General features: G+C 62.8%; 31 protein-coding genes and 1 pseudogene. 19 read left to right on the plus strand and 13 right to left on the minus strand.

All coding sequences use genetic code 11. The features are described from left to right. Positions 1 to 68 precede the first annotated feature (68 nt). The 5 genes from Q0030_RS38130 to Q0030_RS38150 all read right to left on the minus strand — a co-directional run bounded on the left by Q0030_RS38130 (position 69) and on the right by Q0030_RS38150 (position 4,049). Entirely contained in the window at positions 69 to 350 is a 282-nt protein-coding gene (locus Q0030_RS38130; RefSeq protein WP_298379518.1) for a hypothetical protein, read from the minus strand. After that, a complete protein-coding gene (locus Q0030_RS38135) occupies positions 347 to 760 on the minus strand; it encodes a hypothetical protein (protein ID WP_298379521.1) in 414 nt (137 codons plus the stop codon). The genes Q0030_RS38130 and Q0030_RS38135 overlap by 4 nt, the downstream gene beginning before the upstream one ends. A 126-nt stretch (positions 761 to 886) precedes the next feature. Continuing rightward, positions 887 to 1,813: a DUF3991 and toprim domain-containing protein gene (locus Q0030_RS38140; RefSeq protein WP_298379524.1), complete on the minus strand. Its 927-nt coding sequence runs from the start codon at positions 1,811 to 1,813 to the stop codon at positions 887 to 889. 203 nt (positions 1,814 to 2,016) lie between these two features. Beyond that, positions 2,017 to 2,193 (minus strand): hypothetical protein, encoded by a 177-nt coding sequence (locus tag Q0030_RS38145; protein ID WP_298379528.1) that lies wholly within the window; start codon positions 2,191 to 2,193, stop codon positions 2,017 to 2,019. Positions 2,194 to 2,558: 365 nt separating this feature from the next. After that, a complete protein-coding gene (locus tag Q0030_RS38150; RefSeq protein WP_298379531.1) occupies positions 2,559 to 4,049 on the minus strand; it encodes a replicative DNA helicase in 1,491 nt (496 codons plus the stop codon). 300 nt (positions 4,050 to 4,349) lie between these two features. Here Q0030_RS38150 and Q0030_RS38155 point away from each other — a divergent pair, with 300 nt between their 5' ends. The 8 genes and pseudogenes from Q0030_RS38155 (at position 4,350) to Q0030_RS38185 (ending at position 9,064) form a co-directional block, all read left to right on the plus strand. After that, a complete protein-coding gene (locus Q0030_RS38155; protein ID WP_298379534.1) occupies positions 4,350 to 4,958 on the plus strand; it encodes an SOS response-associated peptidase family protein in 609 nt (202 codons plus the stop codon). 481 nt (positions 4,959 to 5,439) lie between these two features. Continuing rightward, positions 5,440 to 5,748, plus strand: a complete 309-nt coding sequence (locus tag Q0030_RS38160) for a hypothetical protein (protein ID WP_298379537.1) — start codon at positions 5,440 to 5,442, stop codon at positions 5,746 to 5,748. Between the two features lie 88 nt (positions 5,749 to 5,836). Further along, positions 5,837 to 6,511 (plus strand): hypothetical protein, encoded by a 675-nt coding sequence (locus Q0030_RS38165; RefSeq protein WP_298379539.1) that lies wholly within the window; start codon positions 5,837 to 5,839, stop codon positions 6,509 to 6,511. A 20-nt stretch (positions 6,512 to 6,531) separates the two neighbouring features. Then, positions 6,532 to 7,134, plus strand: coding sequence for an RES family NAD+ phosphorylase (locus tag Q0030_RS38170; protein ID WP_298379614.1), 603 nt, complete (start codon positions 6,532 to 6,534; stop codon positions 7,132 to 7,134). Between the two features lie 46 nt (positions 7,135 to 7,180). Continuing rightward, on the plus strand, positions 7,181 to 7,633 hold the full coding sequence (locus tag Q0030_RS38175; RefSeq protein ID WP_298379541.1) for a hypothetical protein: 453 nt from the start codon (positions 7,181 to 7,183) through the stop codon (positions 7,631 to 7,633). A gap of 124 nt (positions 7,634 to 7,757) precedes the next feature. Further along, positions 7,758 to 7,949, plus strand: a pseudogene (locus Q0030_RS40650) (WGR domain-containing protein); the annotation flags it as partial. A 198-nt stretch (positions 7,950 to 8,147) separates the two neighbouring features. Next, positions 8,148 to 8,771 (plus strand): acyl-homoserine-lactone synthase, encoded by a 624-nt coding sequence (locus Q0030_RS38180; RefSeq protein ID WP_298379544.1) that lies wholly within the window; start codon positions 8,148 to 8,150, stop codon positions 8,769 to 8,771. A 47-nt stretch (positions 8,772 to 8,818) separates the two neighbouring features. Beyond that, positions 8,819 to 9,064 carry a hypothetical protein gene (locus tag Q0030_RS38185; protein ID WP_363323539.1) on the plus strand — a complete coding sequence of 82 codons (246 nt, stop codon included), beginning with the start codon at positions 8,819 to 8,821 and terminating at the stop codon, positions 9,062 to 9,064. Positions 9,065 to 9,069: 5 nt separating this feature from the next. On the opposite strand, the gene Q0030_RS38190 is transcribed toward Q0030_RS38185, so the two are convergent. The 8 genes from Q0030_RS38190 to Q0030_RS38225 form a co-directional block, all read right to left on the minus strand. Next, the gene (locus Q0030_RS38190; RefSeq protein ID WP_298379550.1) at positions 9,070 to 9,762 is read right to left on the minus strand and encodes an acyltransferase; all 693 of its coding nucleotides are present in this window, start codon (positions 9,760 to 9,762) and stop codon (positions 9,070 to 9,072) included. After that, the gene (locus Q0030_RS38195) at positions 9,759 to 10,241 is read right to left on the minus strand and encodes a hypothetical protein (protein WP_298379553.1); all 483 of its coding nucleotides are present in this window, start codon (positions 10,239 to 10,241) and stop codon (positions 9,759 to 9,761) included. The genes Q0030_RS38190 and Q0030_RS38195 overlap by 4 nt, the downstream gene beginning before the upstream one ends. Before the next feature lie 43 nt (positions 10,242 to 10,284). Next, the gene (locus tag Q0030_RS38200) at positions 10,285 to 10,824 is read right to left on the minus strand and encodes a hypothetical protein (protein ID WP_298379555.1); all 540 of its coding nucleotides are present in this window, start codon (positions 10,822 to 10,824) and stop codon (positions 10,285 to 10,287) included. 114 nt (positions 10,825 to 10,938) lie between these two features. Further along, positions 10,939 to 11,493: a hypothetical protein gene (locus tag Q0030_RS38205; RefSeq protein ID WP_298379557.1), complete on the minus strand. Its 555-nt coding sequence runs from the start codon at positions 11,491 to 11,493 to the stop codon at positions 10,939 to 10,941. Then, complete coding sequence (locus Q0030_RS38210) at positions 11,490 to 12,071, minus strand: thermonuclease family protein (RefSeq protein ID WP_298379559.1); 582 nt, start codon at positions 12,069 to 12,071, stop codon at positions 11,490 to 11,492. Before Q0030_RS38210 ends, Q0030_RS38205 begins: the two co-directional genes overlap by 4 nt. Beyond that, positions 12,058 to 12,393 (minus strand): single-stranded DNA-binding protein, encoded by a 336-nt coding sequence (locus Q0030_RS38215; protein WP_211961838.1) that lies wholly within the window; start codon positions 12,391 to 12,393, stop codon positions 12,058 to 12,060. The genes Q0030_RS38210 and Q0030_RS38215 overlap by 14 nt, the downstream gene beginning before the upstream one ends. Positions 12,394 to 12,402: 9 nt before the next feature. Then, positions 12,403 to 13,029, minus strand: a complete 627-nt coding sequence (locus Q0030_RS38220; protein ID WP_298379566.1) for a thermonuclease family protein — start codon at positions 13,027 to 13,029, stop codon at positions 12,403 to 12,405. Between the two features lies 1 nt (position 13,030). Beyond that, a complete protein-coding gene (locus Q0030_RS38225; protein ID WP_298379569.1) occupies positions 13,031 to 13,528 on the minus strand; it encodes a hypothetical protein in 498 nt (165 codons plus the stop codon). 102 nt (positions 13,529 to 13,630) lie between these two features. Here Q0030_RS38225 and Q0030_RS38230 point away from each other — a divergent pair, with 102 nt between their 5' ends. The 11 genes from Q0030_RS38230 to virB9 are packed head-to-tail and all read left to right on the plus strand — an operon-like array spanning position 13,631 to position 22,020. Next, the gene (locus Q0030_RS38230) at positions 13,631 to 14,359 is read left to right on the plus strand and encodes a lytic transglycosylase domain-containing protein (RefSeq protein WP_298379572.1); all 729 of its coding nucleotides are present in this window, start codon (positions 13,631 to 13,633) and stop codon (positions 14,357 to 14,359) included. Between the two features lie 13 nt (positions 14,360 to 14,372). Beyond that, on the plus strand, positions 14,373 to 14,678 hold the full coding sequence (locus Q0030_RS38235) for a TrbC/VirB2 family protein (protein ID WP_298379574.1): 306 nt from the start codon (positions 14,373 to 14,375) through the stop codon (positions 14,676 to 14,678). Beyond that, positions 14,675 to 14,971 carry a VirB3 family type IV secretion system protein gene (locus Q0030_RS38240; protein WP_172240231.1) on the plus strand — a complete coding sequence of 99 codons (297 nt, stop codon included), beginning with the start codon at positions 14,675 to 14,677 and terminating at the stop codon, positions 14,969 to 14,971. The genes Q0030_RS38235 and Q0030_RS38240 overlap by 4 nt, the downstream gene beginning before the upstream one ends. A 10-nt stretch (positions 14,972 to 14,981) precedes the next feature. Next, on the plus strand, positions 14,982 to 17,393 hold the full coding sequence (locus Q0030_RS38245) for a VirB4 family type IV secretion system protein (protein WP_298379579.1): 2,412 nt from the start codon (positions 14,982 to 14,984) through the stop codon (positions 17,391 to 17,393). Beyond that, positions 17,390 to 18,238, plus strand: a complete 849-nt coding sequence (locus tag Q0030_RS38250; protein WP_298379584.1) for a hypothetical protein — start codon at positions 17,390 to 17,392, stop codon at positions 18,236 to 18,238. The genes Q0030_RS38245 and Q0030_RS38250 overlap by 4 nt, the downstream gene beginning before the upstream one ends. Positions 18,239 to 18,248: 10 nt before the next feature. Next, positions 18,249 to 18,962 (plus strand): type IV secretion system protein, encoded by a 714-nt coding sequence (locus Q0030_RS38255; protein WP_298379587.1) that lies wholly within the window; start codon positions 18,249 to 18,251, stop codon positions 18,960 to 18,962. 19 nt (positions 18,963 to 18,981) lie between these two features. Then, the gene (locus tag Q0030_RS38260; protein WP_298379589.1) at positions 18,982 to 19,176 is read left to right on the plus strand and encodes a hypothetical protein; all 195 of its coding nucleotides are present in this window, start codon (positions 18,982 to 18,984) and stop codon (positions 19,174 to 19,176) included. After that, complete coding sequence (locus Q0030_RS38265; protein WP_298379592.1) at positions 19,173 to 19,367, plus strand: hypothetical protein; 195 nt, start codon at positions 19,173 to 19,175, stop codon at positions 19,365 to 19,367. The genes Q0030_RS38260 and Q0030_RS38265 overlap by 4 nt, the downstream gene beginning before the upstream one ends. A gap of 9 nt (positions 19,368 to 19,376) precedes the next feature. Beyond that, on the plus strand, positions 19,377 to 20,507 hold the full coding sequence (locus Q0030_RS38270; protein ID WP_298379594.1) for a type IV secretion system protein: 1,131 nt from the start codon (positions 19,377 to 19,379) through the stop codon (positions 20,505 to 20,507). Next, positions 20,504 to 21,220 (plus strand): virB8 family protein, encoded by a 717-nt coding sequence (locus Q0030_RS38275; protein ID WP_298379596.1) that lies wholly within the window; start codon positions 20,504 to 20,506, stop codon positions 21,218 to 21,220. The genes Q0030_RS38270 and Q0030_RS38275 overlap by 4 nt, the downstream gene beginning before the upstream one ends. Continuing rightward, the gene (gene virB9, locus Q0030_RS38280) at positions 21,217 to 22,020 is read left to right on the plus strand and encodes a P-type conjugative transfer protein VirB9 (RefSeq protein ID WP_298379599.1); all 804 of its coding nucleotides are present in this window, start codon (positions 21,217 to 21,219) and stop codon (positions 22,018 to 22,020) included. Before Q0030_RS38275 ends, virB9 begins: the two co-directional genes overlap by 4 nt. The last annotated feature ends 5 nt before the right edge of the window (positions 22,021 to 22,025 follow it).

Here is a 22,025-nt window from a genome sequence, read left to right on the forward strand (position 1 = left end):
AGGGATTCAAACAATTCACCGGCAAGACGCGACGGACTGCCGTCAGCAGCAACGCGTCGACACGGAGCTCACGATTCCGCCTGGTGCTGAGGCGCGTGGATCCGATCGTCGTCGAATACGACGTCCTCGACGACCGGTTTTCTGCCATCGACCGTGACCCGGTCGATGAAGGCGATGACACCTTCGCGACGTTCGTCGGTATCGATGTGCTCGGGCTGCGCCATCGACGCCATTGCGTTCTTGGCGGCGACCTTGGCTTTGTCGATCGCGTCCGCGTCGGACGAAGCCTCGATGGTGAGGCTGTCATAAGCCCGGAGCCAAAAGCCGATCTTCACGACATATTCAGTCATGACGCATCTCCCGTCGTGTCGGGATCGCGGGCGCCGGCGAGGATCGCCTCGGCCTTGGCGATGGCAGGCTGGGCGCGCTCCCGCCAGAAGTTCTGGTCCGGCGATCCCTCATTCGGATTCGCCAGGACTTTGACCAGGCCGAGCAGCACCTCGAAGTGCTGCGCGAGCCGCTGATGCGCTTCGGTATAGTGTGACGGAATGGCATGGGAGTCGCCGCTATAAGCTGCGTCCGAGCCAGACCAGATTCCCGTCACGTAGGTTTCGCCGCCGGATTCGTAGTCTCGCTTTTCCTGGCTCCAATCATCATCCTCGATGGCGAGACGGCAGGCTTGCGCGAGTGTGTTCGCCTCGTAGGTCTTGTGACGATAGACCGGCAGGCGATAAGTGGTTTCGATGGTCCACAGAGGCATGGTCGATCCTTCCCTTTGGGTGTTGCAAACACCCTTCGGGCGGCCGCCTCTCCGGTTGGGCGGGTCAAGGGCCGCGGTACGCGGGCGAAGCTTCCCTTGACGCGCCGACCGGCAGGCGGCATCGACCTACGCGCTGGCCCGGACCAGTTCGTTGTCCAGGCGGGCAACCAGATTCTTCAGGTCTTCATTCCAGTCGCCCGTACGCGGCTGCGATCGCGCATAGAATGCTGACGCCTCTGCCGCGATGCCGCGAATACGATCGGCATAGACGTCGCCTTGCCGATTGTTGTCCGTCGCGGCGACAAGCCGGACGTCAGCGCGCCTCGCCAAACTGCGGATCGCCAGCTCCGTCGCCGGCGACCAGCCGCCGCCGGTGCTCACATATAGCGTATCGGATCGCAGAACCTCGATCGCAGCGAGGCTCAGGGCATCGATCGCGGCCTCGGTGACGCAAATCCGCGGGGCGTCAATCGGACCGAGACGGAAGAGCTGTTTGGTCCCGTTGGTGGCGAAGCCACGCCAGCGCGGACCACGTTCTTCCCAGCCGATGATATGGCCGGCGAGGTCATCGTGCGCAGCCCACATGCTGCCCTGCGGCCCCTCCCGCAGGCAGCCTTGAGCTACGGCTGCGGCGATCACGCTGTCAGGGATACAGCGCTCGCCGGTGAGATACCGCCAGGTGGCGGAGCCCGGTCTGGGCAGCGAGCGGCGGGACCAACGATTGGCGATAGAGGCTATCGGCGTCGGTTTCGGGGCTTGCGTCCAGGCCGGCGCTGTCGGGATGAACCCAACCAAGTCAGCGACATGATCGCAAGCCGCGGGGAATCCCTTGGCGCCAAGATGCTCAGCGAGATCGACGACATCGCCTTTGGCCGACGACAACGGATCAAACCAGCCGCGACCGTCGTGTATCACGATGATGATATCGGCCCCACGCCGATATTTGAGCGCGCGTCGCGTGCTTTCCTTGAGGTCGATCTTCCAACCATCTTTCTCGAGCACGGCTGCGCACGCCACCTTGGTGCGCAGCTCTTCAATATCTTTCTTCTCCATATCTCCACACCGGGCGCGCTTGCCGCCACCCGGTCCTTTCTTCGGTTGGTTCTTCTGGTTCCGCAGGCCCGGAACGGGACCGACCGGCCGCGAAGCCTGCCGGAGGCAAGGGCGCGATGACAAGCGGTCCAACATGTTGGATTCCAGCCGCGGCGCAGCTTCCCTTGCCTGCGGCAAGGCGCCAGCGGCACCGGTCACCCGGCTCAATGAGCCGGGGACCATGGGTCGTATTCGTGAATGACGGTCACTTCATCCTGCTCGAGCTCCGCCGTCGGCATCACGCCGAACGCGCCGTCAACTTCGAACAGCGTCACCGGCACCATGAGCGTGCGGGCGAGATCGAGGGCGTGATTCTGAGCGAGGGTGAGATTCTGCGACATCGTGAGGCTCCCGTCTTGGGGCGGGGACCATCCCCGCTCGACAGGCGCCGATGTGTTCGGGCACGGCCGCGGTCATCTCGCAGGCGCAGCCGAAGAGGTCGCACGCTTTGCGTAGCGAACCCCTTGCGGGTTGATCGTGGAAGGCCGCGCCCGGACCAAGGAAAGCCCCTTCGAGAGCGGGGTGGTCCTTCCCCGGAAGCAGGGCCCCGAATGTCACAGTCTCAACGAACGACGCCTCGTCCACGCAACGTCATGCGACATCCGCGCTGGCCTCTTGAGGCGACGACGGCTGCTGCTGATTGAAGGCTGCGAGTGAAGAGATCCGCGGCTCGCAACGCGAGGTCCGGTAGGTAAGAGCCGGTCGGCTATTCGGATCGCTGCGGCAACTGGTTCTGGTTCGCCAGATCGAAGAACCGGGTGAACTCGCCTTGAAACGTCATCGCCACTGTCCCGGTCGGGCCGTGGCGCTGCTTCGCGATGATCACCTCGGCTTTGCCGCGCACATCCCGCATCTCAGATTTCCAGGCGAAATGCTCGTCGGTGCCGGCCCTCGGCTCTTTGTTCTTGAGATAGTATTCTTCGCGATAGACAAACATCACGACGTCGGCGTCCTGCTCAATTGAGCCGGATTCCCGAAGATCGGAGAGTTGGGGGCGTTTTTCGTCGCGGTTTTCGACACCGCGTGAGAGCTGCGACAGCGCGATGACCGGGACGTTGAGTTCCTTGGCCAGCGCTTTCAGCCCCGTCGTAATCTCGGTGATCTCCTGCACACGGTTCTGTGCCGCGCGCGGGGATTTGCCCTGCATGAGTTGAATGTAATCCACGATGACGAGGTGGAGACCTCGCTGTCGCTTCAAGCGGCGCGCGCGTGCCGCGAGCTGCGCAATCGAGATCGCGCCGGTCTGATCGATGAAGAGCGGCAGCCGGCGCATTTTTTGGCGGTGGTCGAGGAGCCGGCTGAATTCGGTCTCGCCGATTTCGCCGCGCCTGATGTTGGAGGAGGAAATCTCGGCCTGCTCGGCGAGCACCCGCGTCGCAAGCTGCTCCGACGACATCTCCAGGGAAAAGAAAGCGACAATGCCGCCGGCGCCGGGCTGCAGCGCGCCGTCGACCTGTCGTGTCGAATCATAGGCGCTTGCGACATTGAATGCGATGTTGGTGGCGAGGGCGGTTTTTCCCATGCCGGGGCGACCGGCGATCACAATAAGATCGGTCGGTTGAAGACCACCGAGCCTGGCGTCCAGGTCCTTTAGCCCGGTTGCCAGCCCGGAGAGCTTGCCATCGGATTCATAAGCTTGCGCCGCTCTGTCGATGGCGCTGTCGAGCGCGGTTTCGAACGTCTCGAAGCCTCCGCCGTACCGGCCGGTTTCCGCGATCTCATAGAGAAGCTGTTCGGCATGCTGAATCTGCTCCCGCGGAGCGCTATCGACTGCCGCTTCGAATGCGCTGCTGAGCATGTCTTCGGCGACCTTGATCAATTCACGTCGCACGGCGAGATCGTAGATCGTCCGGCCGTAGTCGGGCGCATTGATGACCGTCGTCGCTTCCGCAGCCAGACGAGCAAGGTACTGGGCAACTGAGAAGCCTACAACGTCGATCGTCGCGGGAAGAAAAGCCTTCAGCGTAATCGGATTGGCGATCCGGTTGGAGCGGATCAACTCGCCCATGACTTCGAAGATGTGGCCGTGCAGGGGCTCGAAGAAATGGTTCGCCTTCAGAAAGTCGACAACCCGGTAATAGGCGTCATTGTTGATGAGGATGGCGCCAAGCAAAGCCTGCTCGGCCTCAATGTTTTGCGGCAGCTCGCGGTATGTCGAGCCGGCCGATGCTGCGAGTTTGAATGCGGCTTCCGCCATGTTTGTCTATGACCCGAGACCAATTGACGTGCAGGACCTACGCGGCACAGATGATCATGCGGGAAGAACCGATAGAATCGGACTTGTTGGGGGAAGTTTAGCGTTTGGGGCCGCAAATCCAATCGTTAAGCTGGGTCTGGTCTGGAATTGGCGGCCTTCTGCTCTTTGGCGTCAGGGATGGCTGCCCGCGAGGGGGAAGACCCGCCTGCGGGGCTTCAGCGTAGCCGCCAGCCCGGCCCCGAAGGGGCGACGCCCGACTGCATTTTCGAAGGATGCTCGAGGACACATATATAGTGAGCCATGTGCAACGATTATGAACAGCACATCTTGTGGCACGAGTACTGCAAGATGATGCAGGCGTTGGAACTCGGCGTTCCAACCTTACAATCAGAACGTGATTTGCCGATTGCCGATGACATTCGAATCAATGATCTCGGTCCCGTCATGCGGGCGGCAGGCAACGGCATCGAGTTGGTGGCGATGAACTTTGGATTTCCGCCCTCGCGACCGCGTGCCAGCCCGGTGTTTAATTTTCGCTCGGAGAAGCGCAGTTTCGAAAACAGCCATCGCTGTCTGATTCCTGCCTCGGCCTTCTTCGAATTCACCGGCAAGAAATATCCAAAAGCAAAGCACCGTTTTGCGCTAAACGATGCGCCGTTCATGGCGATTGCCGGAATCTGGCGCGAAGGGAAGGGCGATGCACCGCCAGCGTTCACCATGTTGACCACGTCTCCGGGGCCGGACGTCGAGCCCTATCACGATCGACAGGTCGTGGTGCTGCGACCATCGGACTGGGCGCACTGGATCTATCTGACGCGTCCGGAGAGGGAGTTGCTGCGACCGCTTCCGGAGGGCTCTCTACAAGTCGAGACCGTTCGATCGGGAAAAGACAAAGCGGGACCTATCTGAACGTCGGCGCCTCTGATACCCAGCGCAGTGCAGCATGGGAGGGGGAGCCAAACGCACCAGGCCGATGGATGGGGTTCGGGACAACGGCAGCGAATCGTGGCGCGACCAATTGCCCTTCGCCGCCCCGCCGAAACGGCCGACCGGCGACCGGCGACCGTTTGGATGCCACCAGAAACGATCAGCAATCAGTCATTTCCCGAAGAGACCTAGAACGCCGGCCGACGAGCGGTTATGAATCGCTCGGGGCGGTACGCGCCGCCCTGGGGCGTGGAAACCCCTACGAACGGTTTGGTGCCGGCCGTTACGGCGCCGCACTCCTTGACCTTATGGTCGGGGAGCCTGTGGCGTATGCAACAGGTTCACCCGAACTAAAGGCCACAGGGCCGTTTCGTACGGTTTCCAACTCCCCGATCACCAAGAGTCAGAGAGGGATCGTTTGCGGGGGCGTACCGCAGACATATCCTTACCGGGGGAGAGATCGGTGGGCAGCGCCGGGAATGAACATAGAAAAGGGCTTGAAACCCAGGCGATCGCCGCGCATCGCGCTTACGTCGATGCCCTGGTGGCCTGGGAGCGGACGATTCATCGCGCAACTTGCCCGGTCTGCCGGCCGGAAGGCCTCTCAGACGAGGAGCAAGGCCGGCAATGCGACGTCGCCGAGGCCGATAAGGAACGCTGCCGCGTGGCCTTTCGCGATCTTTGTGACGAATTGGGCTACGTGCCCAAAGGCCACGGGATCGGCGTTCCGGCGGACGATCAGAGCCGTTTCTGCCGCAAGTGCGACAACTAGCGCCTCCGGCGACCTGACCTGGCGGCCGCCCCCCTGACAAAGTTGACGAACCTGACGAAAGCCACCATATTGGGGGCGGAGGTGGCTCATGCCGGTTACACGGAAAAAGGGCGGCGAGTCCCGCGGACGAGCTGATCGGCGCGAACCGCTGACGCTCAAATTCGCAACATCGCTGGCTTCGGGTTTCGACAAGAAGATTGTCACCCGGAAGACGACGCGCGGCCTTCTCTCCGGCTTTGTCGACGCCGTGAAGCGCGCGGAACGGACGGGCAGGTCGGTTCGCATGACGGTCGAGGTCGATCCGGCGGCCGCAAGCCCGCGCATCGCGGTTGAGGAGGTTACAGCCGCGCCGTCGGACGAACTCGACGTCGCGCTGGCCGCCGCACGCCAGCGAGGATCGGTGCGGGTCGCACAAATCCTGAACAGCCCCGACATGCTGTCGGCCGATGCCTTCGCCGATGAGATCGGGGCGACGCGGGAAACCGTGCACAAGAAGCGCCGGCGCCATGAGGTTCTGGGCCTTGAGGGGCCGAAGCGCGGCGTCCGATTCCCAAAATGGCAAGTCAGCACGTCCGGTGAGCTTATTCCGAGCCTGCCACAGCTTTTCGAGGCCCTCGGCGAGCGTCCGTGGTCCGTGTATCGTTTCTTGCTGGAAGAGCACAGCGAGCTCGCCGGCCGCACGGGTCTCGAGGCGCTGAGGGCAGGGCAGGTCGCCGATGTGCTGGCGGCTGCGGAGTCGGCCGGTCGGGGCGCTTTCCCCTGACGACAGCTCCGACAGACCCGCTGCCGCCGCCCGGCTTCGAATCGCGCCCGCTTGTCCTCACCGAGGCCGGGCGCGGCGCGCTCTGGCGCCGGCTTTACCAGACGCGATTTCGCGATCCGCTCGGCTATGGGTTCGGGCCCAGCCGGTTCAGCGACCCCGAGACCGGCTTGGTTCATCCCGAACGCTTTGGGGTGGTTTATCTCGGCAGCAGCGTCAAAGTCTGTTTCGTCGAAGCGATCCTTCGGGATCGGAGCGCAGGGCGTACGCAAACCTTTCCGATCGAATGGCGCGAGCTCGAAGCCTGGACCTGCGCCGAGATCCGTGTCGCGGCGCCGCTCAACCTCGTTGACTTTCGTGGCGACGGGCTTATTCGCATGGGCATTCCAACCGACGTCGCCCGCGCGCGTTCGCAAGACCTGGGACGCGCCTGGTCGCGCGCCGTCTGGTCGCACGAGGCGCAGCCCGATGGGATCATCTACGACTCGCGGCTCAACGGCGAAACGAACGTCGTCGTATTCGATAGAGCGTTGCCGAAGCTCGTCGGCCACGCAACACCGCGTTTGGTTGAGTGTCGCAGCGACTTGGCCGCGATTATCACCGCGTTCGATCTCGCGATCATCTGATCGAGATTTGCCGACTAACCGCAGCGAAACCGAGACGGAGGCACAGTTGGACGACATCACTCTGAAAGGCCACCTGTTCAAGGCGCTCGGCGGTTTCGGCGACAAACGCATCAAGGACTTGAAGAAGAGCGACTTCTTCATTTGCGATGACCGCGACCACGCTGCTCGCGACGCGAGAGGTGAACTCTTTCTCTGGTATTGCACGGTCGGGCTCCGGGTTCTCTCAGGCGAACTCGTTCACGTCGAACTTGGCAAGGCGATGCCCCGGAATGACGCCGTGGATAAATGGTGGGCGGAGAACACCGTCGATGGAAAATACGGAATGAAGGTCATCGCGATCGCCAAGGGCGAGGAACACAAGCTCGGCGAGTTGGCGAAGCTCATCGCGGTCATCATCAAGAAGCCGTATTCCGTAAAGGCTTACAAATACGTTTGCCCCGAGGTCGCGTCGGTTCTCAGCAACACCGCCAAAGTGCTTGGCACGGCGTGGGCGGATTAGAATGATGCTGCGGCCTCCACCGGCAGCCTCGCGCTCGTGATCGATCGACGCAACGAATCAGTCCTGCGGCTTTGATTCAAAATATCAATTGGACTTGGCGTATCGGCTGGTGCGACGATTCGCTATGTCATCCCCTCATTCCGGCGATCTCGGCCGGATTCACATCGTACTGGAACGCGTCGATCCGACCATGAACATGGCGCGGTTTTATGTGCTGTCCGTTGAACCGACATTGTTCGGTAACAGCGCGCTGGTACGAGAGTGGGGACGAATTGGAACTCCCGGGCGCCGCCATAGCGAATTCTTTGATCAGGTGGCTGAAGCGTGTTGCGCTCGACACATGGCTCGCCCGCAAGAGACGGCGCGGTTACGTCCAGCGCCGCGCGCGTTCTTAGAATACCTCCGAATTGGTGGAATCACGGCGCGCGGCGCGCCGCAATGGTGGTTTGTAGCCATACCGCCCTGGCGTCGACCGTGCCTCACTCGGCTTGTTTCAACAGCCGAGGAGTTTCCCATGCTGATGGTTGTTTCCGGCCCGGACGTCAGTCGACATGCCGCACTGATGGATCGAGCCTACCGCTTCCGCCACGCGATCTTTGTGGACGAAAAGGGTTGGGACGATCTGCGCCAGCCTGATGGCCTGGAGCGTGATCGCTTCGATGACGCCCATGCGATTCACCAAATCTGCCTGCGTGGTGACGACATCGTGGGCTATCAGCGCCTGCTCCCCACGACCCGGCCGCACCTCCTAAGCGACGTGCTTGGCGATTTATGCCGCCGGCGTCCGCCGCGAGGCCCACGTGTTTTCGAATGGACGCGGTTTTGCGTCGCGCCCGGCCAACGTGAGATGCGCCCCCGCGGCGACAGTCCGTTCCTCGAGCTGGCGCAAGGCGTCGTCGAATGGGGAATGGTGAATCGCGTGGACACCGTCACAGTCGCCATCGACTGGCGCCTGATGGTGATTGCAATGCAGCTCCGCTTCTTCGTGCGGCCGCTCGGCTTCCCCAAACGCATTGGCCGCGACGAAGTCGTCGCGCTGCGCATGTCGTTCAATCGTGAAACCTTGGCCGCGCTCCACGATGCTCGCGGTTGCGAGACACCTGTGCTGACGACAACGTCCTGGCCGTCGGCAGCTTGAGAACGAGCAGCCCAAGAACAAGAACAGCGCAACAGGAGGAAATGCAGGTGATTCGGACTGCCGATACGAAGATCGTCGCTCATGAACTGCACACACGATATGATCATATTCGTGCTGTCACACTGATTGGGCGAACCTTGCAGAAGGCCCTGTTTGCGGGCCGGTCGGACGAGGTGGTGTTTTGGGCCTTGGTGCACGCTCACTACCGGGGCGGCGATCTTTGTGCGGCGACCGAAGAGCAGCTCAACTTCTTCGCGCCTTTCATCATCCGCGACCCATCAGAAAACAACTGACCGGTTCAGACGTCGTTCGGGCTCACGATGACCGAGGCCGTCGAAGCGCTCGGCGGATTCGCGGCAACACCGGTCGAGGTCGGAAAGTCGCCTGGTCCCGTCGGCGCCTGGACGCAGACGGTCGAGTTCTGTCCGGTGAAACACGAGACATCGTAGCCTGCGCCGCGCACCAAATAGGTACACACGCTGACGCCGTTTCCATCTTTGACATTGCGTGCGTTGCAATCCCCGCTCGCCACGTAGTTCGCGAGCTTTCCATTGGACCCACAACCGAACTGGCAAGCCATCAGGATCGACGACTGGTCGATTGTCGCGCATTTCGAGCCCGAGCAAACCTGCTGGCCGACGATTGAGGTCAGCCCGTTCTTTTGCGCCTGGGCCCAGGAATTCTGTTCGTATTGCGTCCAGGCCGCCGTCTGCGCGGAGGGATTGTTGAGAAAGCTTTGGGCGCTGCCGCTGTAATAGCGCTCGAAGGTGCCCGGGCAGAACTGGAAGGCGCCGAGGCAACCGAACTGGTTGACCGTTCCGAAATTCCCCTCGCTGCCGGAGACCTTGGACGCGAAGTCCGCGCAGTTCGACGGGATGCCGGCCGCTGTCAAGTTCGCGGCGGACTCGCCGGCGAAAGCCGCCGCTGCCGACAGGCAGAGGAGAAGACCCGCGTCGGCGATGGCGCGACGGATTGCCTGTCGCGCACTCATGGCCTCGCTCCGGCGATCGGAAATTTATAGTCCCCGTTGACGAGCGTCATACTGTCGTCGCTGAGCGCGAACGGATGTTGGGCAAATTGGGTGAGCGTCCTGTTTGCAGCCAAATCGGCGTAACGCGGATCGTCGGGCGGTACGATTTGATGCATCAGATCGGTGACGAGCACCGTGCGCCGTCCGTCGGCGCCGACGCGGACAAGCCGCGTCGGACACGTGCCGGACGAACAATCCTCGTTCCAGATCTGTGAGACGATCAGCTCGCCCTTCGGCGTGTGCAGGACGTATTCGTGGATCGTCACCGTGCCCTTCGGGCCAATCGCAAGATCGTTGCCCGTCCAGATTCCGTCGGGATCCTTGGCGACGTTGCGGTACGACGTCTTGTAGGCAAAATTCATCTCCGCCGCGCTCAACGGCGACGTAAGGATCAGCCCCGCAATGCCGAGACAGGTCAGCCAGGAGGCGGTGGCGCGCATGGTCGGATTTCTCCTGCGAACGGTTCGGGCCGATCGGCCGGTGCTAGTGCAGGGGCACATTGAAGGAACACCCATCGACGGCCGCATGATTGACGATCATTCCGATCTTCACCGTCCTGGTCGGAACGTCATAGGAGGCGTAAGCCGCCGTCGCGGTCGTATCGACGGCCGCGTGGGCTTCGGGCTCGAGAAAACAAGCGCGGCCGGCCTCCAGCGTGCGGACCTGCACGCCTTCGTAGACGGCCATGCGCAAAGGGCAGAGCTTGATCGTCACGTGGGCGACCCGATCGACGCTCTTGACCTCGCAGCCGGTCACGGTGTTGAGGGCGCTGAGAACAACCGAGCGTCGCGCGCTCCAGATGACGAAATGGGCTTCGGTGACCGGTGCGTTGCCGGCCGCAAAGCGCTCGTCACCCCGGGCGCGATAGTTACGGTTGTTCTCCTCGATCGCGTCCTTCCAAATGTCGGTGTAGGTGGCTGTCACTTGTGACGGCCGTTGCAGATCCGCGTAGGACATCGGCCGCCAAGTCCCAGGATCGGCCGTCAGCGACTGCGCTTTGGCTACCGTGAAGGCCTCGCCCATCATCAGTCCCGTCCCCAAGATCAGCACGAAGCCGAGCCATTTTCGTTTAATACAACATCTAATATACTGTCTCTGCCTTGTCGACACATTTGCGCGTTGCACGGGCGACCGGTCCTATTCGTATCGCGGCCGGCCGGGCAGCCACCCCCAGAAATCCTTCGGAGATTTTTCGCGATTGCGCCAAGGAACCGCGGCGAGCGGCGGATAGACCGGCTGCATCGTCCAAATGGCGTCGTAATAATAGAAATTCGCGGTCTCTCGCCGCATCCGCCGACCTGAACCATCGAGAAAATCGGTCGCGCAATGAACCGCGGGTGCGCGGTAGCGGGTCACGCGAGCGGTCTGCTGGTCGAGTATCCCCGGCTTGCAGCCGAAGAGCCAGATCGACACCGGATAGCTGCGATTCTCCGGCGCGGTCGCCAGCAAGCGCAGATAGGCGGCATTGGCTTCGACCTGTGTCGGATAGGGAAAGCGCTCGGTCAGGATCGGCGCGAACGTCGACCGGTCCGGGGCATATTCCAACCGGCCGGGCTTGACCTGTTCAGGCGCAAAGAGTGGTTCCGGCCCAAGCGGCGGCCCGTTCACGACGGGGCCTGCCGGAGCAGCGCAACCGGCAAGGAGGAGCAGAAGCGGAAGGATGAGGGCGCTTGGCCGCGATTTTGCTGTCACCGGCGGACCTCATTGTCCAATGCCGATTGCCGGTCACGTCGCGCCCGCCAGTCCCACGGCATTTCGAAGGTGCTCGACCACAAGCCGCGATAGGCTTTGCGTGCGTCCGCCTGGGCGGCGGCGTAAGAGGGGATTTTCAGATCGCTCGAGCCCAGGGGTGCGAGGACGGCAACGCCGTCGTGGAGCATGTCGGCGGCGAGATCGGCATGGCCGGCGGTCGCGCAGCGCACGAGTTGCTCGTCACCGTCGGCGCGCACGCTGCCGCAGGCAAGCCACTTGTTGAGGGTTGCGGTAACGAGCCAGGCGACGGCCATGGCTCCGCACGGCCACGGCTGCCGTCCGAGCCGGGCGGTTTGATCAGGCGCGCAGGTCTCGATGCCATAGAGCCGGTAGACCGTGCGGGTTTCGATGTCCCGGAAGCGGGCGCCGTCGATCACCTCGACACGGAGGGGCTGCGGCTGCGGCTGCGTTTTCGGCGTGTAGATATTCGATGGCGCGTTCGCCGACTGGGCTCCCGCATTGCCGGGCAGGAGCGCCAATCCGGCAACTGCGATCAGGATCGCATCAAGCCGCGTCATCGCGCGATCCGAGATCGAGCTTATGGAAGACGTTGGCGATGATGTCGGTCGTGTAGACGGTCTCGCCGTCTTTCTTGTAACTGCCATCGGCAATCCGACACTCGGCATAGACCGGATCGCCTTTTGCGATGTTGGCAATCGCCCATTGGGCGGCCTTTTCGTTGAGGATCGTGACGGTCACCCAATCCGTTTCTTCGCGTCGCTCGCCTTTGGCATCCGTCCAGGCGCGATCGGTGGCCACATTGATTTTCGCGGCCTTGTTAAAGGCCTTTGGCGCCTGGCCGACGCGGCCGCGCAGAATGAAGAGGTTGGTACTTCGCAAGGCTGTCTCCTATGGTTGCTGTGGGGTATCGGGCGTTGGCGCCGCGGCGTGCGCTGGCGATGTCGGCTCGGTGCCGGCCGGGCGCTGCAGCGTACGAAGAATGATGGCGTTCGGATCGGGGAGATCCGCAAACGCCCAGAGACCCGCTTTGCTCTGTGCCGCGACTTCTTCGGCGACCCAATACGGCGGATGGACCGGCTGGCCGTCGGGTTTGAGCGAGGCGAATGCGAATCCGGTTGCGATCAATGCCGTCCCAAGATCGATGCGGGATCCGGCGCCGGCGCCTGTCGTCGGGATGGCGACACAGAAGACGAAGACGGTGCGTGTCTGCGGCGCTTCGACGGCATTGTAGCATTGCGGTCGCAGATCGCGGGTCAGTGCGACGAGCATCGCGAGCGAGGCTTCCCCGCAATCGCGCTTCACCCCGTGGCCATTGGTGAAACTCGTGCCGCGAAGACAAGCTTGGACGCCGTAGAGCCGATAGGTCACGTTTTCGACCGACCAACTGTCGCCCGTCAGGTAGATCGCGTTCGGCGGCACGGGAAACCAGGCCGAGGGCGAAGTCTGAGCGTTCGCTACGCCGAGCGGGATACCGCAGACAGACAGCACGGTGAGGAGCCGCCGCAGATGTCGCATGTCAGTAGCCCTGCAGCGAGAAGTAGACGCGTTGCACGCCGTTGGCTGTCGTGATGTCAACGAAATATGGATCGTTGCGCGCTTGCCGGGGCGTGGTCGGATAGTCCGTGGTGCAGCCGTTGTCTCCCGAGCATGTCTGCGAGGGCCTCGACAAATCGGCGCATAGATTGCCGTTCGGCGCCGCCGAATAGCCTGCGTTGCCGTCGGAACCCAACTGCACCGCCGTCAACCCGGCTGGACAGGCCTGATAAGGCTCATATCCAAGACCGCTCGCATTGCCTTCCGAGCAGCTCGGCCAACTCCCTCCATGCGCCAGGCTGTGAAACAGGCTCTGCATCACGGGCACGCAATAGGGAATCCCTGCCCAGCTCGGATTGCTGGCGGCCGCGCACAGCAGCACCTTGCATCCAAAGGAGGCGTCCTGCGCCTCGCCGCGGCCCACGCCGGCCAGCATCGCCGCGCCAGCCACGCCGATCAACAAAGCTGCACAGCGCGTCATCGTCCCTCCGCAAGCGAGCCTGGTGTGGACCGATCATCTCTCCTGTTGCCAGAGTATCAACATTCAATATATTGTCTATCCGAAAATGCGGGGCGGGGTGGCATGTCGAGACGCGCCATAGCAATGGGTTTCGGCCTTCTGGCCGTGGTGTCCAGCGCCCAAGCGCAGGACACCCGGCTCGCAGCCGTCGACGGATCCGGTCGGATTTTGCCGGTCGCGTCGCCGGCCGCCGTCGTTCAAACCATCGGCACCGTCAGGGGCGCCACGCCGTGTCCGAAGGCGAAGACGATGACGCCCGAGGACGCGCGCGCTTTGATCGGCCGGATCGCGGCCGAGGAGCGTTTCTCGCCCGACTTCACGCTCTCGGTCGCCAAGAACGAGAGCCATTTCGACGCGATCGCGCTGTCGGATAAGGGCGCTTTCGGGTTGATGCAATTGATGCCTGACACGGCACGGCGCTTCAAAGTCGATCTGTGCGATCCGGCCGACAATGTCCGTGGCGGCGTCCGCTATCTCCAGGCGCTCACCACCCGATACCGCAATCCCCTCTATATCGTTGCGGCCTATAACGCCGGCGAGGACGCGGTGGACAAGAACCGCGGCGTGCCGCCTTACCCCGAAACCGTGCGCTTCGTCGCGCAAGTCATCAACGACTTCTACGCCTGGCCGAGCCCAAGTGCGGCTGTGTCGCGTCCGACTCGCGACAAGTCCGCTGCGGTCGCCGACCTGATCGAGCCTCCGCAAGCCGGCTCCGTCACTGAGACAAAACCCGCCGCCCAGTCGCGCGATCCGGCGCAGTGGAGCGACGGGTTCGTCATGCATGTCGACTAACGGGAGTGAGCCGATGAGACGATCGCTATCGAGACCAATTCTGGGCGGAAGCCTATTTCTCTTGAGCATGGTGAGTGCGCAAGCGCAGTCGAGCGGGGGCACGCTGCAGCCTGTTCAATCGACGTTGACGCAATTGGTGTCTGCGCTCACAGGGCCGATCGCCACCGCATTGGCGACCCTCGCCGTCATCGCCTGCGGGTTTTTCGCCTGGTCTGGCCGTCTCACTTGGGGCATCGCCGGCAGCGTCATCTTTGGCATCGTGCTGGTGTTCGGCTCGGCGCAGATCGTCCAGTTCTTCCAGTCGGCGGTCGGACAATGACAGAAGACGAGCTCGAGGACCCGCTGATCACGCCGCTCGTCAAGGCGCTGACCCGCGCGCCGACGCTGATGGGCGTGCCGTATATGTATTTCATGTTCAACGGCGTGGTCTCGAGCGTCTGCTTTCTTGTCTCGCACAACCTCTTCATGTTGCTGGTCGCGATCCCGCTGCATCTCTTCGGCTTCGTGATGACGCTGCGCGACGACCGCATCTTCGAAATTCTTTTCGTGAAGTCGACCAAATGCCCCCCGCGTTCGCGCGGATTCTGGGGCGCCGACAGCTACGCGGCATGAGGTGACGGCAATGGTGGCGCGCGCACTCCTCGATGAACTGACCTTCGGCACGATCTCCCGGCGTGAGCGCCCGGTCGCCTCGCATGTGCCGTACACGCGCCATGTCGACGACAACATCATCAAGACGCGCGACGGCCTCGTTATGACCGTGCTCAAGCTCGACGGCTACTCGTTCGAGACCTCGGATATGAGCGAGGTGAATGCTCGGCTTCTCGGCCGCAATGACGTCGTGCGGACGCTGGCAAACTCGCGTTTCGCGCTGACGGCGCATATCATTCGCCGCGAGGTCCAGCCGCGCATCGAATCGACCTTCGACAACGTGCTATGTCGCGAGCTCGACGAACGCTACGACGCCGCGCTCTCGAAGCGTCGGATGTTCGTCAACGATCTTTATCTGACCATCATCAGGCGCCCGCTGCAGGGACAGGCGGGAACCTTCGATGCCATGCTGACGAAGGTGCTGGGCCGCAAGGACGCGGGTGGCGAATCAGTTGCGCGACAAACGGCGCTCAACGAACTACGCGACGCCGCGACGGCTGTGCGTGAAAATCTCGCCGGCTATGGCGCACGTCAGCTTGGCGTCGTGCGCCGCGAGGGCGTCTGGTTCTCCGAGCCGCTGGAATTTCTGGTGCAGATTCTGAACGGCGGCATGCCGCGGCCGATGGCGCTGCCGCGCATGGACATCGCCGACGCCTTGTCGTTGAAGCGCCTCTTCTTTGGCCGTAACGCCATCGAGGTCCGCGGCGCCGGGCCGGAAGACAGCCGCTTTGCCGCCATGGTGGCGATTCGGGAATACCCGGCTCAAACCGGACCGGGCTCGTTCGACAATCTGCTGCGCGTGCCGCACGAGTTCATCGCGTCGCAGAGCTTTGCGATCGTGGACCGGCCGGAGGCCGCCAAGCAGATCGACCGCGTCTCGCGCCAGGTCGACATGTCGGATGAGGCCGGGTCGATCGTCGCCGAACATCTCGATGACGCACGCGACGAATTGCTCGCCTCGGAGGCGATCTACGGCGAACACCACATGACGGTGATGTGCCTCGGCCGGGATCTCGCCGAGGTTGGCGCTGCGGTGACGGCGGTCGGCGCTGCGCTAACCGATCGCTCAGTAATCTGGGTGCGCGAGGATCTCAACTGCGAGCCCTCGTTCTGGGCGCAGCTTCCGGGTAATTTCGGCTACATCGCACGCAAGGCGATCATCTCGTCGAAGAATTTCGCGGGCTTCACGTCGCTGCACAATTACCCGAGCGGCCGGCCGGACGGCAACCATTGGGGGCCGGCGATCTCGGTGTTCGAAACCACGTCGCAGACGGCCTATTATTACAATCATCACGTCCGCGATATCGGCAACTTCACCGTGGTCGGTCCCACCGGCTCCGGCAAAACGGTGTTCCTGTCCTTCATTGCGGCGCAAACCCAGCGCATCGAACCGCGGCCGAAGCTCGTCTTCGTCGACAAGGACCGCGGGGCGGAAATCTTCCTGCGCGCGCTGGGCGGCCAATATGAGACGCTGGTGCCGGGTGAGCCGACCGGATTCAACCCGCTGTCGCTTCCTGATACCGCGCCCAATCGTGAGTTTCTTTACCAGCTCTTCGCCTTCATGCTGCGGCCGGCGAATGGGGCAGAGCTGACGGCCTCGGAAGAGCAGGTGATTCGCAACGCCATCGCAGCGGCGCTCAGCGCCGGCCCCGAGGGGCGGACGCTGAAAGCCTTCTCGACCTTGCTGCGCGGCCGCATCCGCGCGGGCGAGGGCGATCTCCTAGCCCGGCTCGAAAGCTGGTTGCGTGCCGATCAGAGAGGCTGGCTGTTTAACAACGAAGAGGACCAATTCTCGCTTTCGACCGTGTTCGGCTTCGACATGACCCGCGTGCTCGACGATCCCGTCGTGCGCACCGCGGCGCTGATGTACATCTTCCATCGCATCGACGAGCTCCTCACCGGCGATCCCGTCATGATCTTCCTCGACGAGGGCTGGCGGCTCCTCGACGACGAGGTTTTCGCCTTCTTTATCCGTGACAAGCTCAAGACCATTCGCAAACAGAACGGCATTGTCGGCTTCGGCACCCAGTCGGCGGCCGACATCGTGCGCTCCAAGGCCTCCAATACGCTGATCGAGCAGACCAGCACCAACATCTTCTTTCCCAATCCGAAAGCCGACGACGAGAGCTATCGGCAAGCCTTCCGTTTGTCGGGACGCGAAGTCACCTGGATCCGTTCGACCGCGCCCGAGAGCCGTTCCTTTTTGATCAAGCATGGCCGCGACAGCGTCGTCGCGCGTCTCAACCTCGCCGGCATGCCGGACCTGATCAAGGTCCTGTCGGGGCGTACCGAGACGGTCACCGAACTCGACGCGCTGCGCGCCAAGCTGGGAGACGATCCGGCAGCATGGTTACCGGTCTTCATGGGGAGGGCGGCGTCATGATCGGACGCATGGTTCTGGTTGCGGGTCTCATCGTTGCGGGCGCGGTCCCGGCGCTGGCCGACATTCCGGTCAATGACGCCGCTCAATTGACGCAGAAATCGCTGACCGCGGGCACGACCGTCAAATTGGTGCCGGTGACAACGCAGCGGCAGGATGCGAACAACGGCGTTCATTGCGCGGTCACGACCGGCAAGAAAGCCAGCGTGACCAACCCGACGGTGCAGCCGCAGAGCGGAGCCGGCGCGCAGGCCATCCAATCTTATGCCCCGGATCAGCCGACGACACCGGATACGACCGCCCAGGGCGCGGCGCTCAACGACCAGACTCTCTTTCAGTCGAGCGGCAATGTCGTGGCCGGACTCAATGCCAGCGGTTCGACCATGACCGCAGCGAAATCCGCCTTCCAGTCCGCGAGCCAGCAGGTGGGCACCGCCCAGACCGTCATGGCGTCGATCGACATGAACAGCGCGGCGCGGCTGCAGAACAATCTCGCCTGGAACGGCGCGATCGGGTCGGCAAATCTCTGGGTGACCGCGATCAACGCACTCAACCTCGCCATGACAAGCGACATGAGCCGCGCGGCGCTCGGCATGCGTGCGACGTCAAACACCAATAGCCAGCCGATTTCGGGCCCGGCGTGCCCGGCCGGACTGATCGGCTCGGGCACCGCATCCGATCCGTGCCGCACGCCGTCGACTTGCTCGACCACGCCGCCCGGCTCACCGCCCGATCCCGCCTGCGTCAGCGCGCGCTACGTCGATACCGACGGGAATGTCCTGTTCTATCTGGCGCAGATCCAGAACGCGGCCAATGCAGCGGCCGTGATCTCCAGCAATAGTCGTTAGGGAGGCTTTGATGCGCATTCATCTCGCGATTGCGGTCTTCATCACCGGGCTTGCCGTCGCCCCGCAAGCGAACGCGCAGGTCCCGGTGATCGACAGCGCCAATCTCACCAAGGCGCAACAGATCGCCACCAGCACGCAGCAGATCCTCACCGCGGATCAGCAAATTCTGCAATTCACGCAAAAAACGCTGCAGGCCGTCACCGGCGACCGGTCGTCGCAGGCGCAAGGCTCGCTCGCTCAGATGGCGCTGGGCAGCGGCTTCTCGATGGCGCAGGCGCCATCGCTCGGCTCGGTGATTTCGGGTGGCGCGCTCTCCTTCGCGGGAATGGGCGCGGGGTCGCAGAACATCGTCTCGACGCTGATCAACGGCTTGCAGCTCGTGCAGACGATCACGGGGCTGGCGAACGGACAGACCAATCCTGTCGACACGGCTTACAAGAATTCGGTCAATGTCGCGGCGACGCTCTCCGGTTTGATCAACTCGACGCAAAGCGCGATGCAGACGCGGTCCCAGGCCTTCACGCAGGGCGGGCAGCAGATCGGCACCGCCCAGGACCTCAAGGGCAGCGTCGATCAGAACACCCAGGTCCAGATCCAGACCGGGCAGACGATCAACGAGCTGAACGGCGTGGTCAACAATGCCGCCGCAGCCGCGAACCAGGCCAATCTCGATCGCATCGCGGCGCAGTCGGCGGCCGCGCGCGCCATGAAATTCACCCAGTGAGAGACGTCGGGGAGCAACCGTGTCGAAACGAGCAGCGATCGTCATAGCCATCATCGCCCTGGCGATCGGCCTTTTCGCCGGGCGATTCCTGCTCTCCCGGCCTCCTTCTCCGGTCGCGAGCAACCCCGGCGGTCAGAGCGCGTCCGATGATGATGCGGCCGCGTCGGCCTCGCGCGCCATGACCTTCACGCAGCCAAAGGCGACGACGAAATGAGACTGAGCTGGCGTGTGGTGTTCATTGTCCTGGTCGCGGCTGCGCTCGCCGGTTGCGCTTACCGGCCGCTCAAGGCGCCCTGTTCTCCCGACGAAGACGGAACGCCGCTGGCCTATAGCGAGATGCTCCAACCTGCCGTGCCGCCCGCCCTCGAGGCGCTCGATCGCTGCGGCCCGATGCGGCCGATCTGAGAGGGGGCGATGGGGAACACATTCAACATTACGACATTGCTGCAAACCGTCGATCAGCTTGGTCAGAACTATGTTTCGAGCGCCTATCAGGCCCTGGCCAGCGCGGCGACCTCAGGCGGCGGCACCGGCGTCGCCGGCCTGCTCTTGACGCTCTATGTCATCTTTTGGGGCGTCGGCATCTGGCAGGGGACCGCGACGGGCGGTCCGGCCGACCATGCCTTCCGTCTGTTCCGGGCGTTCCTCATCTACGCCATGGCGACGAGCTGGGGCGATTTCCAGACCTTCGCCTACAACGCCATGAACAGCGGTCCCTCGGCGATCGGCAATGCCTTGCTCAATGTCGTGACCACGGCCAACAACACCGGCACGGCCGCCAATCTGAATTCAGTGAACGGCGTGCAGTCGGCCCTGCAGAACATGTGGAACACCACGAACAGCGCCACGGAAGCGTTCCTGCAGAATGCCGGAATCACCAATTGGGGGCCCTACATCTTCGCCGCGGTCTTCTATGTGGTGATGGCGTTGTTGATCGGCTTCGCGATCTTTCTGATCATCTTGTCGAAGATGTTCATGTGGCTCTTGCTCGCGCTGGCGCCGGTCTTCATCATCCTATTGCTGTTTGGCGCGACGACGCGTTTTTTTGGCGGCTGGATGAGCGCGCTGGTTCAGTATTTCGTCGTCCAAGTGCTGGTTTATGCTTTTCTCGCCTTCTATGTCTCGCTGATCCAGCAATCAATCGACACATTGAACGGCGTCGCCAATTCGAAATCGGCGACCTGGGCGACCATCGGCCCCGTCGTTCTGATGGCGATCATCGGCGTCTTGCTTCTCAGCCAGATCAATAATGTCGCGGCCGCGATCGCCGGCGGCGTCCCGATTTTCGCACCGCGGATCGGTTCCGTCATCGCGACCGCCACGGGCTTCCGCCTCGGGGCCGCGGCCAATCGCGCGCGGCTCGCCTTCCGCAACCCGTTGAACCCCGCATCGATGTCGCGCCGCGAGGAGCTCGCCTCCCGGCAGCGAGCCCGCGTCGGACTGCGCGCCGCCTCCTGGGCGCAATCCGCGGAATTTCGCCGCCTGGCTGACCAGCTCCGGAATCCGGGCGTGCCGCCGGCGCCAAGCAGTGGAGGCCGCCCGTGACGGAAACGGCAACCTCCGAGCCGGCACGGATCGATCCGCGCTACTACGCAGACGGCGCGACATGGGAACACGACATCGCGCGCCGGAACCGCAATTCGCGAGCGCTCGCCTGGATCGTCGCGAGTGTCATGAGCGTCGTCGCAATCGTCACGCTGGGCATTCTTGCCCTGCTGGTGCCGCTCAAGACCTACGAGCCCTACATGGTCGTCGTGGACAAGACGACGGGCTTTGTCGAGGTCAAGCGGCCAATGGCCGAAGGCGCGCTGACCCAGGACGAAGCCGTCACGATGTTCAACGTCGTGCGCTACGTCAAGGCGCGCGAGACCTACGATCCCAAAGCGCTTAAGGACAATTTCGATCTGGCGCAACTGCTCGCATCAGGTGATGCCGCGCGCGAGCTGACCGAGATCTATTCTCCTGCCAATCCCAACAACCCGGTCAAGATTTACGGCACCAACACCGAGGTCGCCGTGAACATCAAGTCGGTCACGTTCCCGAACAATCGCACCGCGCTCGTCCGGTTCTCGACGGACGAGAAGTCGGCCACCAACACGATCACCCGCCACTGGGTTTCGCTCGTGCGCTTCCGCTACACCGGTGCGCCGATGCGCAACGAATGGCGGTTCCAAAATCCGCTCGGCTTCCAGGCGCTGGAATATCGCCGCGATCAGGAGACGGCGCCTTCGCCTGGAACGGCGGAGGCGAAACCATGATCGGGCGCTGCGTTGCGTTGAGCCTGCTCCTGATCTTTCCCGCCGGATCGGCTTTCGCCGAAGCGACGCCGCGGCCCGGTCGTCTCGATTCTCGTGTACGCGATGTCATCTACAACAAGGACAATGTCACGGCGGTCGACGCCACCTACGGCACCTCGACGATGATCGAGCTGCAGACGGACGAAAAGATCGAGACGCTCGCGCTGGGCGATTCGATCGCCTGGAAGGTCGAACCCAACCGCAAAGGCAATATCATCTTTGTCAAACCGGTCGAAAAGAATGCGCAGTCGAACCTCAACGTCGTCACCGACAAGCGCATCTACAGCTTCATTCTCCGTTCGAACACGCGCCCGCCGTCGTCGCAGATCTACGAAGTTCGCTTTCGCTTTCCGGATGACGAAGCGAGCGCGGGGCTCCTTGCGGCAGCAAAGGAGCGCGCCGCCAACCCGAATCTGAAAAGCCTCAATATCGCGAATGCCAATAGCGACTATGGCTACAAGGGTTCATCCGCCAACAAGCCCGTCGCCGTCTTCGACGATGGCACCAAGACCTGGTTTCGCTTCGAGGGCGAAGTACCGGCGATCTATATCGTCGACGCTGATCGCAACGAGAGCCTCGTCAACTATCGAACCGAAGGGCCCTATGTCGTCGTCGACAAGGTCGCACCGCAGTGGACGCTGCGCAACGGCCAGGAATCGACGTGCATCTTCAACCGCCGCCTGACCAATATGCATGAGCCCAACGGACTTGAGCCCTATGCGCCACAACGTGTCGGCGCGACGTCACTCGCTGGGGGCTGAAGCGC

Origin of the sequence: uncultured Bradyrhizobium sp. (assembly GCF_947648125.1) — a bacterium.
GTDB lineage: Bacteria > Pseudomonadota > Alphaproteobacteria > Rhizobiales > Xanthobacteraceae > Bradyrhizobium.